The sequence below is a fragment of the Pseudomonas sp. N-1-13 genome (assembly GCF_057787095.1).
The window spans coordinates 3298311-3314521 of record NZ_JBYNRI010000001.1 but is presented as its reverse complement, the minus strand read 5'-3'; the positions used below and the strand labels follow the sequence as shown (position 1 = coordinate 3314521).

Genomic DNA, 16211 nt, shown 5'->3' with positions numbered 1-16211 from the left:
AAGGGAGTCAGCAATGGACGGTCTACACAGAGGGACCGACGGATGTGGGCATTGAAAGCCGACCAGCGTCCCTGAGATATCTTTTCACGAGCACGTTTGCCCCAGTATTTGCGGGATGTTGACGAAAAAAATCAAGATTTACAGGGTTTTCTCCCCTATGTAGATTCCTCGGGAGTGGCCGGTCGTTCACATTGATTTGCTACGACATTGATAAAAAAACAAGAAAAGGTGATAGGCATGGCTTGGTTAGGTTTCGCAATGGTCATCACGTTTATGGCGTTGATCATCAGCAAGCGACTTTCTGCTGTGACAGCGCTCATCCTCATCCCGATTGCTTTCGGGCTGGCCAGCGGCGCCGGACCGGAGTTGGGCGGCATGGTGATGGAAGGCGTCCAGCAAGTGGCACCAACGGCATTGATGTTGATGTTTGCAATCCTGTATTTCGCAATCATGTTCGACGCCGGGCTGTTCGAACCCGCGGTTCGCCGGATTTTGCGTTATGTGGGAAACGACCCCCTTCGTGTGGTGCTCGGCACCGCTTTGCTGTCGTCGGTCATCTCCTTCGATGGGGATGGGGCTACGACGGTGCTGATCGTGACAACGGCGTTTTTGCCGCTTTACCTTCGCCTTGGGATGAACCCGCTCATCCTTGCACTGATGCTTCTATTGACCAATACGGTGGTTAACATCATCCCTTGGGGTGGGCCGGTAGCACGGGCTGCCAGCGCGCTGCATCTGGATGTCAGCGAGATATTCCTGGGCCTTGTACCCGCCATGTTTGCAGGTCTGGCCTACGCGTTCATCGTGGCAGTGTGGATAGGCCGCAAAGAGCGACGCCGTTTGGGGTGGACGCCCATGGCAAAGGACACTGTGCCTGAGGAGCTGCCTCTACCCCTTATTGAATCGGCCACGCAAAACCCCAAGCTGTTCTGGGTCAACCTGGCACTCACGGCCGCGCTGATGTACGCCATGGGTACAGGACTGGCACCGTTACCCCTGGTGATGATGGTGGGGTTTTCCCTGGCGTTGCTGATCAACTATCCACGTTTGGCTGAGCAGAAAGCGAGAATCGCCGCTCATTCCGACAGTGTGTTGACGGTCATTGCCCTGATATTCGCTTCAGGGGTCTTCACTGGCATTTTATCCGGCACGGGAATGGTCGATGGGATGTCGGCGCGGATCGTGCAGATGATTCCTGATGGCGGCGGACAGTACTTCAGCATCATTACCGCCCTTGTCGCGCTGCCGCTTAATTTCCTGCTCTCCAATGACGCGTTCTTCTTTGGGATCTTGCCGGTACTTGGCGCGGCGGGCGCGGAATATGGCATCGACCCGATGCATATCGCCCGCGCCTCGGTGCTGGGGCAACCGGTTCACGCATTAAGTCCACTCGTTGCCGCTGTTTATCTCATCAGCGGGATTATCCAGCGGGACATGGGCGAGATGCAAAGATACTGCTTGTTGTGGGCAATCGGCAGCAGCCTTACGCTCATAGCAACGGCCATCGTTACAAGAGCAATTATTTAAAGATCCACCTGTATTTCTGCCCTGCTTGTTTAAAGCAGTGCCAGCTCACGCCTGCTCATTGAGAAAATAAAAATAATAATTGAGGTGATCATGAAATCGACTAAAGCCGTCGCAATGACATATCTCGCTACGCTGTTTGCATCGGGCAGTTGTTTCTCCGCGAGTATTAGTTATCCGGATAGATTTCAGCATGAAGGCAAGTTGAATGCTTATCTTCGATCCGCGTACATCAATACGCGAATATCCAACGACCTGATTGAAGACCGCTTCGGCGGGTTCTCGACCGGCTCGGAGTTGGGTGGGGTAGGGGTCGGCGCGATCCTGGACTACAACTCAAACTACTGGGGCGGCTTCGTCGGCTTTGATGCGTCCCTGTACGGTGTGGCAATGATCGATGCCGAGCAGGACAGCCGTGACTTGTTTGATAATGACGATGGTTCTAACGGTGGCTTTGCAAAAGTCGGGCAAAGTTACTTGAAGTTGCGCCACGTCGGCGAGGGATGGAACGCAGACTCACAAATAGGCCGAGGCCGATTTGACGCGGGCACCCTGGTCAGCAATGACACGCGACTCGTGCCAGGTTCCTATCAGGGCGCGCGAGCCCATTTCAACTTGACTGACGTGGGCATCGGCCCGCTACCCGGAACGATGGCTTTCGAAGCGGCTTATATCGATCGAAGTTCTCCGCGGGACAGGCAGGCGTTTGGAAAGCTGCTAAGCCAGTCGGGTGAGGACATAAGCAACGTCTACACCTATGGGGTCAACTACGATCTAAAGGCCGTTGAGTTGAGCTATGCCCGTGGTGTGTCAAAGGACTTCAATGAAAATACCCGTTATGGCTTGACCCTGCAGGCACCTATCGGTGAAACGGCAGGGGTCATTTTAGACACCCAGTATTATCAGTTCCAAAAAGCGGGACGGCTGTGGGAGCAAGATTGGTCCGCCGGTGACGCGGCCTATGATAAAGAGGCCACGTGGTTAAACGTCAATCTTGGTTTATTGCTCGATAAGTTGCGCCTGGGTGTTTCTTTCTCCGAGACACACGCCGAACTGAGTAATGGCAACCTTGGCTACGCCTACTTCGATCACGCGGATAACGTGGACGGGAGAATGGATGCGTGGACCCGTTCCGGCAACGATTTCAACAATCATGGTGAAAGAACCTGGCAGCTAGGGGCCGAGTACGACCTGAGCGGTATTTCACTCTTGGGGGCGTCATTGGATGGGTTTAAAGTCATGGCGCTCTATAAGCAGGGAAACTTTGACGCCGTGAACCCGTTCAGTGGTCAGAAGACGGATGTTTGGGAAAGGCAAAACGAATACCGCGTTTATTATCGGTTCGATGACAAAGAATACGCCGGCCTTTCCGTGGGATTGATTTATATCGACTACAGAATCGACCAGGATTTTGTTGCGCTTGTTTCCGCCCAGCCGAATAACGTTGTCAATGGCTCAGAAGCCCGGGTGTATCTGGATTATGCGTTTTGAGTGGAGTGTGCTCATGGAATACGGGTTATTCAAACTAAGTCGAGAGGTGGGCGATGCCTAAACTTCGTCATCGGGTTGTCGTCACTCAGCGTTTTTTTGATTCGGCGACCCTTGATTTTCTCAAGCATTGCGGTTGCGAAGTCATCATCGCAGAACTTGCGCCGGGAGTTGCCGACGGGAGTTTGAGTGAGCGGCAATTGATCGACCTCCTGGTTGACGCTGACGGGTGGATTTTAGGGCACGCCAATGTGACGGCCAGCCTGCTCGGTTCGCTCCCTCGGCTCAAGGTGATCTCCCGCCGTGGCGTGGGGTATGAGCGCATTGATACGGCGGCGGTGGAAGCGGCCGGAAAGGTCGCAACGATCGCCGTCGGTGGAAATGATGCAAGTGTCGCTGACCATACGATTGCACTGATGCTCGCGGTGTGTCGCAAGCTAAAACAATGTCAGGCGGGGCTGTCTGCCAACGACTGGAGCATTCCCTTGGGCGGTGACCTGTATCGCAAAACGGTCGGAATCGTTGGATTGGGCAGAATCGGCAAAGGCGTCTTGCTGCGCCTCGCCGGGTTCGAAGTCAAACCCCTGATTTATGCCCCTCGCCCAGACATTTCACAAAAAGCCAACGGGGGGCAAAGCTGCTTTGTAGATCTGGAGACCCTGTTTCAGGAAAGTGACTTCATTACGCTTCATGCCCCCCTTAACCCGCAGACCCGGGGAATGATTGACCGCCGCGCTTTAAAGTCGATGAAAGCTGGCGCCGTGCTGATCAATACCGCCCGAGGTGGCCTGGTGCGCGACGCGGATCTGTTGAAAGCCCTGCAACAGGAAGACATCGCCGGGGCAGGACTCGATGTGTTCGAAAGCGAGTCCGACCCTTCACTGTCGGCAGTGACAGAGCAGCTCATCAAACTTCCCAATGTGGTCGTGACCCCCCATGCCGGCGCCTCTACGGTGGAAGGCTTGAATCGCACCAATTTAATTGCAGCCCAGTGTGTGGTGGCGGTCCTGGAAGGGCGGAGCCCGCCTGGGCACTGTGTCATCGCAGACGGCCGTCGACATACCGTTGCAAAGGAAAATACATGAACGTCAAGATCAAGGTGCTTACACCAACGGGTGCAATCGGCACCGGATTCCCGAGAGATGCGTTTGAGAAGGCGCTTCTGGAATGTCCCGATGTGATTGCAATGGATGCGGGGTCCACCGACTCGGGTCCGCACTATCTCGGTACGGGCACGACAAAGTCTTCTGCTTCGATATTGCGCGCAGAGCTCCGGGTCTTCATGCAGGCCCGGGAAAAGCTGGGGATCCCGCTCATCATTGGCAGCTGCGGAACCTGTGGTTCCGACGCGGGTGTCGATTTGATGCGCGGGCTCTGTGAGGAGGTCGCGGCAGAGCTGGGGCAGACCGTACGTATCGCGGGCATCTACAGCGAGCAGCCAGCAAGTGCTGTGAAAACAGCACTTTTGGAGAAGCGGATCAAACCGCTGCAGCTTGATTTTATTGATGATGCCTTGGTGGATCGCTGTTCTCGAATAGTCGCGCTCATGGGCGTGGAACCCTTCATTCATGCGCTCCAGGAAGGCGCGGACATCATCCTGGCCGGTCGCTCCACGGACACCGCCGTCATGGCGTCGCTCCCGATCATGCGAGGGGGACATCCAGGGGCCGCCTGGCACGCCGGGAAGATTCTAGAATGTGGCGCGTCCTGTACCACCACACCCGCCCAGGCCGTGGTCATGGCAACCATTGACGAAACGGGATTCACCATCGAGGCGATTGGTGAGGGGGCCCGGCTTACGCCACGATCGGTGATGGCTCACATGCTCTATGAGAACAGCAATCCCTACGTGCTCGTCGAGCCGGGTGGTGTGCTGGATGTCGAGGGGGCTGTGTACACCGCGATCGACGAGCGAACGGTGCGGGTAGAAGGCTCGATCTGGAAACCCAGTGAAGACTACACCGTCAAGCTGGAAGGTGCGGCGCCTTGCGGGTTTCAATCGGTTGTCATGAGTATTGTCCGGGACACCGAGTACCTTGAGCGCTTCGATGAATGGCTCGCCTGTCTCGATTCGGTGATGCGCCAGCGAATAGAAAAACATCTGAACATCGGATCGGGCGACTACGACCTGCAGTTTCGCGCGATTGGCAAGAACGCGGCGTTGGGGGACTTTGAATCGCGATCCGCCACCCCAGTGGAAATAGGCGTCATGGCCCTGGCGACTTCCGCAACGGCTGAGCGCACGAAAGACATCGTCGCTTTGCTCAATCCTTACCTGTTGCACTTCCCGTTGCCAGGTGACAAAGACCTGCCCACCCATGCGTTTCCATTCTCTCCAGCCTCGATGGACCGGGGAGTGGTTTATGAGTTCGTGCTCAGCCATGTGATGGTCGTGGCGAATCCGTTGGCACCTTTTCGATTTGACATGAAAACCATTGAGGCGGCGTGAGATGAATACCATGGAAGCACTCGGCTACGAAATCCGCTCCAAGAACGCCGGCCCCTTCTCTTTGACCATTGATGTGTTTTGTCAGGACTCGGATGTTTTTGCCCGGCTGGCGGGCGAACCGAAACTGCAAGCGCCGGCCATTGCTCAGCTCTTTCGCCGGACCGTCGAGTCGATCAGCGTGTTTCGAATCGATGCATTGAATGTGATCAAGATCAGCCTGCCGCGCCCCGTAATACAGGGGGCTCTGCAGGATCGTGATATGCACGGTGCGCAATGGGCCTTCATGGTGAGGGACGCGCTCCTGGAATCCGATTAATCATCAGCGCCAATCAAGGCAGGTCCTAATGGCGCCATTGTTCAGCGTGGCGCCAGACAACCGATAATCAGAGGTGGCGATGTCCAGGCTCGGTGGGAAGTGCGAAAACCCGAAAGTGGGCGGTGAGGGGACAGACGGGGTGCTCGTCGATCCGAACGAGGTTCATCCAGACCTCATCGGCGTCGCGGCGACGTTACGCGAGCTGGGTCTGCTTCCTGTCGTCGAAGGAGAGATTCAGAAGGTTCGCGCGCAGTTGCAACGAATCAGCGCATGGGCGTCGCGACCCAGCGTGCCTTTGTCCTGCGAGCGCATGTTGGAGTTTTCGGTCAATTGTCGGGTTGTTCCGTGCAAGCTGTATTGGCCGGAAGACGATGAGACGCCCTTGCTGCTGTTCTATTGTCACGGCGGCGGGTTTCGACACGGAGCACTCGCCGATTGGGACGCTCCTCTGCGCCAGTTGGTGCGTGACAGCGGCTTGGCGGTGTTGTCCATCGGCTATGCCCTCTCGCCGGAGTACCGTTTTCCAGTGGCGTTTAACGAGGTGGTGTCGATAGTCAGCAGGGTCATCAACCTGGGGACAATCACTCATTGTCCGGTGCGGGGGTATGCTTTGGGTGGCGACTCGGCGGGCGCCAATCTGGCCCTGGGCGCCGCCCTTGCGCTGCGCGACGCTGGAATGGATACGTTGCGACAGCTGATGTTGTTCTACGGCTCCTATTCCCGAGGTGTTTCTTCCGATTCGTGGCAGAGACTCGGTGGGTATGGCGGGCAGAACTTGTCTGCCAAAACGATGAGTGCTTACTGGGCGAGCTACCTGGCCGAGGATGAAGATGACTGGCGGGTGCAGCCGATCACCGCTGATCTGGCTGGACTCCCGCCTGTGCGCTTGATCGTCGGAAACCTTGATCCGTTGTACGACGAAAACTGTGAGCTGGCGGTTAAGTTGCACGCTGCCGGTGTGGCGACGCACCTGGAAGTCCTTGCGAACATGACCCACGGGTTCCTGCGATTCAATGAAGTTGCACCTGTCGTACGGGATGTGATTTTCACCCAAGCCACTGCGTTGCGTCAGGCACTGGCGTAGTGCGCCGTCCGGCCAGTCATCCTGATCCTGAACACTGACTCTCGTGGCCTCCAGACCATTGTGCTGGGGCCTTCTTCATCATGAGGCGAACGCTAAATGCTGATTCTTCGAACCCTTGCTTCTTCACTTGTGACGCGGATCTGTCTTGGGAGCATCATGACCCTTGCGTTCAACGCAATGGCTGCCGGTGAACTTCCGGTCGGGCGTGCCGCAGGTGATATGGAGCTTTCTGCGTTTTATCGCTGGCAGGACCCAATGCCCACTGTTCCCGGTGTCTTGCTGAGGAGCGAAACGCTCAAACCGCAGGAGCGGCTGCCAGCAGCGGCGCAAACCATACGCATGCTCTACAGTTCCACGGACCAGCGTTGGCACTCAGGCCAGGTGCCTGTCAGCGGCACGCTGTTCATGCCGAGCGGTCCTGCTCCGGTTGAAGGTTGGCCGCTCTTGGCCTGGGCCCACGGTACGCTGGGGATCGCCGACATATGCGCGCCCTCGTGGACCGGGTTCAGAGCGCGTGACGCTGCGTACATCAATCGTTGGCTGGAGCGCGGATTCGCCGTCGTGGCCACTGATTATCAAGGCCTGGGGGGGCCAGGGCCTCACCCTTATACGGTCTGGCAGGCCGAAGGCAGCTCTGTCCTGGATGCGGTCCGTGCCGCCCGCGCACTCAAGCCCGGTGTGATTGCCAACCGCACGATCCTGGCGGGGCAGTCCCAGGGGGGCGGCGCCGCTCTGGGCGCGTCGATACTCGCCGCCAGCTATGCACCTGAACTCAATATTCTCGGTGCGGTTATCACAGCGCCCAATAGTACATTCCCCGACGGGCCCATCGCGCTTGAGGCACGCCATTCCAATACGATCTTCCTGTCGTTGGCCACTGGCGGGTTACGCGACAACGCGCCCCGAATAGACGACCTACTGACGCCTGAAGGGCTGCAGCTTCTCGACGTTGCCCGGCAAAGCTGTACGCGGGAAATTGCCCTCAAGTCGCGGGAGCTGAAAATCGGTTCGTTTTCGCAGTTGCTGACCATCAGTGCGCAAGCGTTGAGCGCACTGCGCACGCCCACGACCGATATGCCCCAGGCAACGATCGCTTTTCCATTGCTGATTGCCACCGGCCAGGCCGATGAGACCATCACCCCGGTACGACAGTACGCGGTGGCGGCGGCGCTGTGCGCGGCTGGAAACCAGGTCACCTGGCAAACCTATGAAGGATTGGGGCATGACGGGGTGATGCATGGCTCGTTGAATGAAGCGTTTGCTTTTGCACGCGCCCAACTCGAGGCGCAGGGCTATGATTCAAACTGCGCCACGATCCAGCGGCCTGGGGCGCCGGGTGAAAGGAATCCGAGCGCTCCATTCAACGATGATTGAACACGGGTGAATCCGTTGCTCATTTAACCGCCGTGCTTATCGACTGTCAGCCGATGCCGGTCGATAAGCGTCGCGCAGACGTCAGGATTCACGCCCCCATAGGCGGTCCAGTGAGTGACGACCGGCCCCCTTGAAGGCGATGTAAGTGAACAGAAAGCCCATCAACACCGGGTATTCGATGCCACGGTCTATCCAGGGCCAGTTCGGGCCAAGGATGTAAGCGATCGCCGCCATCTGTATGGCCATCGCCACCGCCAACGGCCGGGTGGCCAATCCTAGCGCCAGCAGCAACCCACCCAAACCTTCAAGCCAGGCGACGAACAGGCCCAATAGCGCGGGGAATGGCAGGTGCAGGACGTTTGCGATCAAGTGAATCGAACCCGCCATGGGATCCGCCATCGAGCCGTGTGAAGTTCCCAACAGCTTGGGCAAGCCATGGGTCACCATGATGATCCCCAGGCATAACCGGAGCATTGCATAGGCGAGAGGCTCGCCCCATTGATAAAAAATACCCAGGGCCGGGACGACCAGCTTCGAGGGCTGTTCAGCATTGGGAGCGTGAGATGTCGGTTTCATCTGAATGATGTCCTGGAGTCGTTTATCAAAAGGTTGACGAGGGCAGTGTGGTGTCTTCCTGCCGATGGATAAATCGACGGGGCTGCCATGACCATTCACCTCCCATAAACAATCGGCCCACGCTGGACCTTGCACCGTCGTGAAAGTGATACTGATTGCTTCGATGGGGTGGATTAGTCAGGCATCGCAGGTAAGACTGTTCATCTCTCACCAATAAAAGGGCGTCACACGATGGATAAATTCGATGCCTTGCAACTGTTCATTCGCATCATCGAGCAAGGCAGTTTTACTCGTGCCGCCAATGGTCTGAATATCCCGCGGGCCACAGCTACGCTGGCCATCAAGGAACTGGAGCGGCAGCTCGGTGCGCGTCTGCTCGAGCGTACAACTCGGCGGGTGCGGCCGACACTCGACGGTCAGGCCTTCTATGAGCGATGCAAGGCTGTGCTCGCAGATCTGGAGGACGCCGAGTCTTCACTCAGCACGGTCGTGGCGAATCCGCGCGGCACTTTGCGTCTGGATTTGCACGGGACCCATGCGACTCGGATCATCCTTCCGAACATCCAGGATTTTCATCGGCGCTATCCCCAAATCAACCTGGTCATCAGCTGCGGCGACCGGCTGGTGGATCTGGTGAGCGAAGGCGTCGATTGCGTGGTTCGTGCAGGTAACCCGCGTGATTCGTCGCTGGTGGCCAAGCGGCTGGCGTTGATGCCTGAAGTGGTCTGTGCCAGCCCCGGCTATCTGGCCGAACACGGCACGCCTATGTTTCCACAGCAGCTTGCTGAACATCAGGCCGTGGGCTTCTTTGCCAGCAATCACGACATACGTTACCCGTTCACCTTTGTCATTGACGGCCAAGTGGTCGAGCTGGAGCCGGGGGGCTGGATTTCAGTGAATGACGCCGAGTCTTACTGCTGCTGTGCGTTGAACGGCTGTGGACTGATCCAGGTGCCGCGCTTTCGCGTGGAGCAATACCTGGCGTCAGGGGAGTTGGTCGAGGTCCTCGGTGGCTGGCCCAGTCCCGGACTCCCGGTTTCGGTGTTGTATCCCTATCACCGCCAGCTCTCTCCACGACTCAAGGTGTTTGTCGAGTGGGTGAGCGCCCTGTATGCCGAACGCTTTGGCCCGCTGACCTGAAGGCCTTCGCTTCATGTACTGCTCGATGGACGCAACGGCAGTTCGCGCAAGCGTTGACCCGTCAGGGCGAAGACCGCGTTGGCCACGGCCGCAGCGATGGGGGGCGTTGCGGGTTCGCCTACACCGCCAGGGCTCTCGGTGCTGGGCAGCACATGCGCCTCGATCTGCGGCATTTCGTTGATGCGCAGCACCCGGTAATCGTGAAAGTTGGACTGTTGGATACGACCCTCCTTGATGCTCATCTGCCCGAACAGCGCTGCGCTGAGGCCGAAGACAATAGCGCTTTCCATCTGTGCCTTGATGTTGTCAGGGTTGACCGGGATGCCACAGTCGATCGCGCACACCACGCGATGAACGCGGATATTCCCACCTTCGATGGAAACCTCCACCGCTTGAGCACAGTAGCTGCCAAATGACTGATGCACGGCGAGGCCGTGGCCGCGTCCCGGTGCTGGCGTGCGCCCCCAACCGAAGCGTTCGGCGGCAAGGTTCAACACGCCCAGGTGCCGTGGGTCCGATTCAAGCAGCAGGCGGCGATACGCCAGTGGGTCCTGTCCGGCGGCGTGTGCCAGTTCATCCACCGCGCTCTCCATGACGAACGCGTTGTGGCTGTGCCCAACGGAGCGCCAATACCACACCGGAATGTTCGACCGAGGGGCGTGCGCTTCGACCCGATAGGCCGGGCTGCGCATGATGTAGGGCGAGTCGCTCATGCCTTCGACAGACGTCGGGTGAATGCCCGACGCATCCGGAAATATCGATTGCCCCGCCGTGGTTTGCGACCAGGCCACCGGTCGCCCGTCCGCCCCCAAGGCAACGCGCAGGTGTTGGGCGAAGGCTGCCCGGTAGTAACCACCCTGCATATCCTCCTCGCGACTCCAGAGGGTTTTCACCGGCACATTCACAGCCTTGGCGACTTCCACCGCTTCGGCGATGAAATCCTGCAGGGCACGCCTGCCAAAACCGCCGCCCAGGAAGGTGGTGTGAATACGGATTTGCTCAGGGGCAAGACCGGTGATCTTTGCCGCGGTTCGTTGATTGAACGTTTGCATCTGGCTGCCGACCCAGATGTCGCAGCCATCGTCGCTGAGCTTCACGGTGCAGTTGAGTGGCTCCATTGTGGCGTGCGCGAGGTAGGGCACGCTGTACGCCATCTCGACTACCTTGCGGGCAGACTTCAGGGCTTGCTCCACCTCGCCGCGTTGCGTGACGACTTCACCTGGTGTGTGGGTCAGGGCGGTTAAATCCTGGCGTTGCTGGTCGCTGTCGAGGACGACGGTGCCGCTTGCAGCTTCCCATTGCACTTGCAGTGCATCGCGCCCGCGCTTGGCCGCCCAGTAGTGATCAGCGACGACTGCAATGCCGCTGGGGACTTGAACCACATGGCGTACGCCGGGCAGGGCCTTGGCCTGGGTCGCATCGAAGGCGCGGACGCTGCCGCCGAGCATCGGCGCCCGTGCAACCACGGCGCAGAGCAATCCTTCGAACTGGATGTCGATGCCATACTTCGCGCGACCGCTGACCTTTTCTGGCGAGTCCAGTCGTAGGGCGCCCTTGCCGATGAGCGTCCAGGCTGCCGGATCTTTCAGGGGCAGCGTCGCCGGATCCGGCACCGGGAGCGTGGCGGCCTGTTCGGCCAGTTCGCCATAGCGCAGACGGGTGTTGCCGGCGATGACCTCTCCATGTTCTGTGCGCAATGCGCTGGGGGCCTGGCCAAGACGAATGGCCGCTGCCTGGATCAACAGCGCCCGCGCCATTGCGCCCGCCCGGCGATAACGCTCGAACTCATCACGAATGCTGGAAGAGCCGACCGTGCCCTGAAACCCACGCCGCAGACTGGCATAGACGGCGGCAGCCGGCGCATGCTCGACCTTGAGTGTGCTCCAGTCCGCGTCCAGTTCTTCGGCGATGAGCAGGGTCAGGGTGGTCCAGACCCCCTGACCCATCTCGGAATGGGCCAGGAAAATGGTGATGCTGTCATCCGCGGCTATGCGCAGAAATGCATTGGGCGCGAATTCGGCGGACTCCAGGTCTTGCGCCATCAGGCGTCTGCCAACGGGCACCGTGAAACCGACAATCAGGCCAGTGCCGAGCACGGTGCCGGACTTAAGAAAACTGCGACGAGAAGAGACAATCATGGCATTCATTGCAGAGCACTCCCTGGCTGAAAGGTGGCTGAGAGGATGGGGTCAGGCTTTGCTCAGTTCGGCGGCCCGGTGGATTGCCAAACGAATGCGCTGGTACGTACCGCAACGACATAGATTGCCGGCCATGGCCTGATCGATGTCGGCGTCGGTGGGGGCAGGGTTGCTGGTCAGCAATGCAGCGGCGGCCATGATCTGACCGGACTGGCAATAGCCGCACTGGACCACATCCAGTTCGGTCCAGGCACGCTGAACCGGATGGCTGATATCGGCTGACAGCCCCTCGATAGTGGTGATTTTTTTACCGGCCAGGGCGCCGACCGGCGTGATGCAACTGCGCTGGGGCGAGCCGTCGATATGCACGGTGCAGGCGCCACATAGGCCCATACCGCAACCGAACTTGGTGCCGGTCATGTTCATGAGGTCTCGAATGACCCATAACAGCGGCATATCGGCGGGCGCATCCACCTCCAGTTCGCGTTCATTGACCTGTAGCTTCATCGTTGACTCCCAGTCTGCGAAGAGAAGATCCGTGGCGACATTGAAGACACCGATGGCGACGGATACCGGCGCGCTCAAACCGGATCGATGATCGGCAATCACTCACCGGCTTTGTCGCCAATGGGGATCGAGAGGGAGCTTACAAGGCAGTTGCTCCGGCTATAAAGCCAGCAGATTTGAATGGTCTGTGCAGGGCGCAATAACAATATCGGCCGATTCTGGAGGGGGCGGTGAGGCGCTCGACTATCGGCGCGGTAGCCTCGGCCCGAGGCTACCGGCTTGGTATCTATTGAGCTTTTGCATAGCGTCGGTCGGACTTGCCGGCCTTGAGGATTGCCCCTGGCACCGGGTGACCGACCAGCGTTGGCAGGGTGGCCGCCGCCGCCAGCAGTTTGTCCAGGTCGACACCGGTGTCCAGGCCCATGCGTTGGAACATGTGCACCAGATCCTCGCTGCAAATATTACCGCTGGCGCCAGGCGCATAGGGGCAGCCGCCCAGCCCTCCGAGCGAGGCATCGAAACGATCAATACCGGCGTCCAGTGCCGCCAGGGCATTGGCCAGTCCCATGCCTCGGGTGTTGTGAAAGTGTAGGGTAAACGGGGTCTGCGGCCAGCGCGCCAGGGCTTCACGGCAGATGCGCGCGACCTGCGCCGGATCGGCCATGCCAGTGGTGTCACACAAGGTCACGCCCTGCACGCCAATGTCCAGCAAGCGTTGGATCAGCCCGTGGACCCGCGCTTCGCCGGTCTGGCCCTCGAACGGGCAGCCGAAGGCGGTCGACAACGAGGCATTGATGAACACGCCGCTACCCTGGCTGACGGCAATGATCTGGCGGAACTGCTCGAGCGATTGTTCGGCAGTCATGCGCAGGTTGGCCACGCCGTGGCTGTCGCTGGCCGACATCACCAGGTTGATCTCGTCAACCTCGCAGGCCAATGCCCGCTCACAGCCCTTCACATTGGGCACCAGCACGCTGTATTCCACCCCTGGCACGCGACGGATGCCGCGCATCACCGCTTCGGCATCGCGCAGGCTGGGGATCGCCTTGGGCGAGGTGAAGGAGGTGACTTCGATCTTCGCCAGACCGGTTTGTGCCAGGCGATCGATCAGGGCGATCTTGTCTTCGCTGGGGATGAACTGGGCTTCGCTCTGGAAGCCGTCGCGGGTGACGACTTCCTGGATGTACAGGCGTTTGCTCATGGGGCGGTTCTCCGGGTAACGGTGAGGAGCGCAAGCTGTTTTGCAGGCGCGTCCTTGTTCAGATGATGCCGCGCTCGCGCAGGCCGCGGACCTGTTCGCCGCTCAGGCCCAGACCGGCCAGCAGGTCGTCGGTGTGCTCGCCCAATTGCGGGCCGCCGGCGCCGAGACGCCCTGGGGTGCGGCTGAGTTTGGGCAGCACACCCGGCACTTTCAGCGCGCCGGCGCTGGTTTGGACGGTCTCGATCATCTGGCGCGCGAGGTAGTGCGGGTCCTTGACGATATCGGCGGCGGTGTAGGGGAAACCGGCCGGCACCAACGCCTGATTCAGTGCCTCCAGAACCTGGTCCCGGTCGCGTTGCTGGGTCCACTCGGCGATGGCCGCATCGATGCGCTCGGCGTGTTCGCCGCGTCCGTCGTTATGCGCCAGGCGCGGGTCCTCGGCCAGATCCGGGCGGCCGATCAGGTGCATCAATCGTTTGTAGATACTGTCGCCATTGCCGGCAATCAGTACGAAATGCCCGTCGTTGCAGGGGTAGGAGTTGGACGGCGTGATACCCGGCAGGGCGCTGCCGGCGGGCTCGCGAATGTATCCGCAGGCGTCGTATTCCGGCACCAGGCTTTCCATCATCGCAAACACCGATTCGTACAGCGCCACGTCAATGAACTGGCCCATGCCGCTGTTCTGGCGCTCCTGCAAAGCGAGAAGCACGCCGATGACCCCATACAGGGAAGACAACGAATCGCCCAGGCTGATGCCGACCCGTACCGGTGCCTGACCCGGATAACCGGTGAGGTGACGCAGGCCGCCCATGGCCTCGCCGATGACACCGAAGCCGGGGCGGTCGCGATAGGGACCGGTCTGCCCGTAGCCGGAGATGCGCAGCATGATCAGGCGCGGGTTGATCTTCGACAGCGTGTCCCAGCCCAGCCCCCAACTTTCCAGGGTGCCGGGGCGAAAGTTCTCGACCAGTACATCGGCTTCGGCCACCAGCCGGCGAACAATCTCCTGACCTTCCGCTGCTTTCAGGTTGAGGGTCAACGACTGCTTGTTGCGTGACTGCACATGCCACCAGAGCGAGGTGCCGTCCTTGAGCTTGCGCCACTTGCGCAGCGGGTCGCCAACACCCGGCGGCTCGATCTTGATCACCTGGGCACCAAACTCACCGAGCATCTTGCTGGCGAACGGGCCGGCGATCAGTTGGCCCATCTCCAGGACCTTCAGGCCCTGCAGCGCCATGCTGCTTGCGTGTTGTTCTGTCATGTCTGCACCTTTGGGTCGTGCGCTGTTCTTTGTCAGGCAGGATGGCTCAGGCCCATGGACTGAACAATTGATCAATGACCAAGCCAGGCTTCGTATCCTGCGAAGTACCACCTGTGAGAACCTTGAAACTGTTCTTCATCGTGCTGCACGTCGTGATACACGACTGACAGGAGGCCGCGCCTATGCGTCGTATCGATTTCGTCACCCTCAAGCTGTTTGTCGCCATCGCCGATGAGCGCAGCCTGACCAAGGCCGCCGAGCGCGAGCACCTGGCCCTGGCGGCGGTGAGCAAACGGGTCAGCGACCTGGAAAACCAGCTGGGAATCGCCTTGCTCTACCGCCAGCCCAAGGGCGTCGAACTGACGCCGGCCGGGCATGCGCTGCTGCATCACGCGCGCAATATGATGGACAACCTTGCGCAGATGAATGCCGACCTCAGCGAGTTCAGCGAGGGGGTCAAGGGGCATGTGCGCATTCACGCCAACACCTCGGCGGTGATCGAATTCTTGCCCGAGGACCTCAGTGCTTTTACCCGTTTGCACCCGCAGGTCAAAATCGATCTGGAAGAGCGGGTCAGCAGCGAAGCCATCCGTGCGGTGCACGAAGGGCTTACCGATATCGGCATCTTCGCCGGCCATGTGCCCGCCGACGAGCTGCAGGTGTTCAACTACCGCCACGATCGGTTGGTGCTGGTCACTCCACGCGCGCATCCGCTGGCCGAACGCAGCCGCATCAGCCTGCACGAAGCGGTCAGCTACGACTTCATCGGGTTGCAGCAGGACGCCTCGTTGCACGGCCTGTTGCAACAGGCAGCGCGTCATTTGGGCACGCCATTGCGCCTGCGTATCCAGGTGCGCAGCTTCGAAGCCATTTGCCGGATGATCCACACCGGCATGGGGATCGGCATCCTGCCGGAGCTTGCCGTGCGGACCTATCTGCCGGCGCTCGATGTGCAGGTCATTGCGCTGGACGATCCCTGGGCGCGTCGCGAGTTGAAGATTGCCGTGCGCAGCCTGGAAGCGCTGTCGATGACGGCACGCCAGATGCTCGAACACCTGATGAGCAGCGAACAACGGGAGGCTTCCATGGTCGAGCCTTCGTGAAAGCCGAAGGCAGCATTGTTCAAATATGAATTTCAGTGGCGTAGGGACGG

14 protein-coding genes are annotated in these 16211 nt (G+C 59.5%); 9 read left to right on the top strand and 5 right to left on the bottom strand.

The features are described 5' to 3' along the window. Nucleotides 1-237 precede the first annotated feature (237 nt). The 7 genes from AC3I65_RS14955 (at nt 238) to AC3I65_RS14925 (ending at nt 8235) form a co-directional block, all read left to right on the top strand. A complete protein-coding gene (locus tag AC3I65_RS14955) occupies nt 238-1527 on the top strand; it encodes a CitMHS family transporter (RefSeq protein ID WP_488523942.1) in 1290 nt (429 codons plus the stop codon). Nucleotides 1528-1617: 90 nt separating this feature from the next. Then, nucleotides 1618-3015 carry an OprD family outer membrane porin gene (locus AC3I65_RS14950; RefSeq protein WP_488523941.1) on the top strand — a complete coding sequence of 466 codons (1398 nt, stop codon included), beginning with the start codon at nt 1618-1620 and terminating at the stop codon, nt 3013-3015. Nucleotides 3016-3068: 53 nt separating this feature from the next. Further along, complete coding sequence (locus AC3I65_RS14945) at nt 3069-4097, top strand: phosphoglycerate dehydrogenase (RefSeq protein ID WP_322833917.1); 1029 nt, start codon at nt 3069-3071, stop codon at nt 4095-4097. Then, nucleotides 4094-5461, top strand: coding sequence for an acyclic terpene utilization AtuA family protein (locus AC3I65_RS14940; RefSeq protein ID WP_288911416.1), 1368 nt, complete (start codon nt 4094-4096; stop codon nt 5459-5461). The genes AC3I65_RS14945 and AC3I65_RS14940 overlap by 4 nt, the downstream gene beginning before the upstream one ends. Nucleotide 5462: 1 nt before the next feature. Continuing rightward, a complete protein-coding gene (locus AC3I65_RS14935) occupies nt 5463-5777 on the top strand; it encodes a DUF4387 family protein (RefSeq protein ID WP_139049841.1) in 315 nt (104 codons plus the stop codon). 79 nt (nt 5778-5856) lie between these two features. Continuing rightward, nucleotides 5857-6861 carry an alpha/beta hydrolase fold domain-containing protein gene (locus tag AC3I65_RS14930; protein ID WP_488523940.1) on the top strand — a complete coding sequence of 335 codons (1005 nt, stop codon included), beginning with the start codon at nt 5857-5859 and terminating at the stop codon, nt 6859-6861. Between the two features lie 156 nt (nt 6862-7017). After that, nucleotides 7018-8235 (top strand): alpha/beta fold hydrolase, encoded by a 1218-nt coding sequence (locus AC3I65_RS14925; RefSeq protein ID WP_488523939.1) that lies wholly within the window; start codon nt 7018-7020, stop codon nt 8233-8235. Nucleotides 8236-8316: 81 nt separating this feature from the next. Here AC3I65_RS14925 and AC3I65_RS14920 read toward each other — a convergent pair whose 3' ends face one another. Beyond that, nucleotides 8317-8811, bottom strand: a complete 495-nt coding sequence (locus tag AC3I65_RS14920) for a DoxX family protein (protein WP_488523938.1) — start codon at nt 8809-8811, stop codon at nt 8317-8319. Between the two features lie 231 nt (nt 8812-9042). Here AC3I65_RS14920 and AC3I65_RS14915 point away from each other — a divergent pair, with 231 nt between their 5' ends. Then, nucleotides 9043-9951: a LysR family transcriptional regulator gene (locus tag AC3I65_RS14915; RefSeq protein WP_173406868.1), complete on the top strand. Its 909-nt coding sequence runs from the start codon at nt 9043-9045 to the stop codon at nt 9949-9951. 11 nt (nt 9952-9962) lie between these two features. Here the strand turns inward: AC3I65_RS14915 and AC3I65_RS14910 are convergent, their stop codons facing one another. The 4 genes from AC3I65_RS14910 to AC3I65_RS14895 form a co-directional block, all read right to left on the bottom strand. Continuing rightward, entirely contained in the window at nt 9963-12098 is a 2136-nt protein-coding gene (locus AC3I65_RS14910; RefSeq protein ID WP_488523937.1) for a xanthine dehydrogenase family protein molybdopterin-binding subunit, read from the bottom strand. 42 nt (nt 12099-12140) lie between these two features. Further along, on the bottom strand, nt 12141-12596 hold the full coding sequence (locus AC3I65_RS14905) for a (2Fe-2S)-binding protein (RefSeq protein WP_047225603.1): 456 nt from the start codon (nt 12594-12596) through the stop codon (nt 12141-12143). 286 nt (nt 12597-12882) lie between these two features. Beyond that, the gene (locus AC3I65_RS14900) at nt 12883-13797 is read right to left on the bottom strand and encodes a hydroxymethylglutaryl-CoA lyase (RefSeq protein WP_488523936.1); all 915 of its coding nucleotides are present in this window, start codon (nt 13795-13797) and stop codon (nt 12883-12885) included. A 58-nt stretch (nt 13798-13855) separates the two neighbouring features. Beyond that, complete coding sequence (locus tag AC3I65_RS14895; RefSeq protein WP_305466067.1) at nt 13856-15058, bottom strand: CaiB/BaiF CoA transferase family protein; 1203 nt, start codon at nt 15056-15058, stop codon at nt 13856-13858. 182 nt (nt 15059-15240) lie between these two features. Between AC3I65_RS14895 and AC3I65_RS14890 the strand changes: the two genes are divergently transcribed. Continuing rightward, complete coding sequence (locus AC3I65_RS14890; RefSeq protein WP_160892132.1) at nt 15241-16161, top strand: LysR family transcriptional regulator; 921 nt, start codon at nt 15241-15243, stop codon at nt 16159-16161. The last annotated feature ends 50 nt before the right edge of the window (nt 16162-16211 follow it).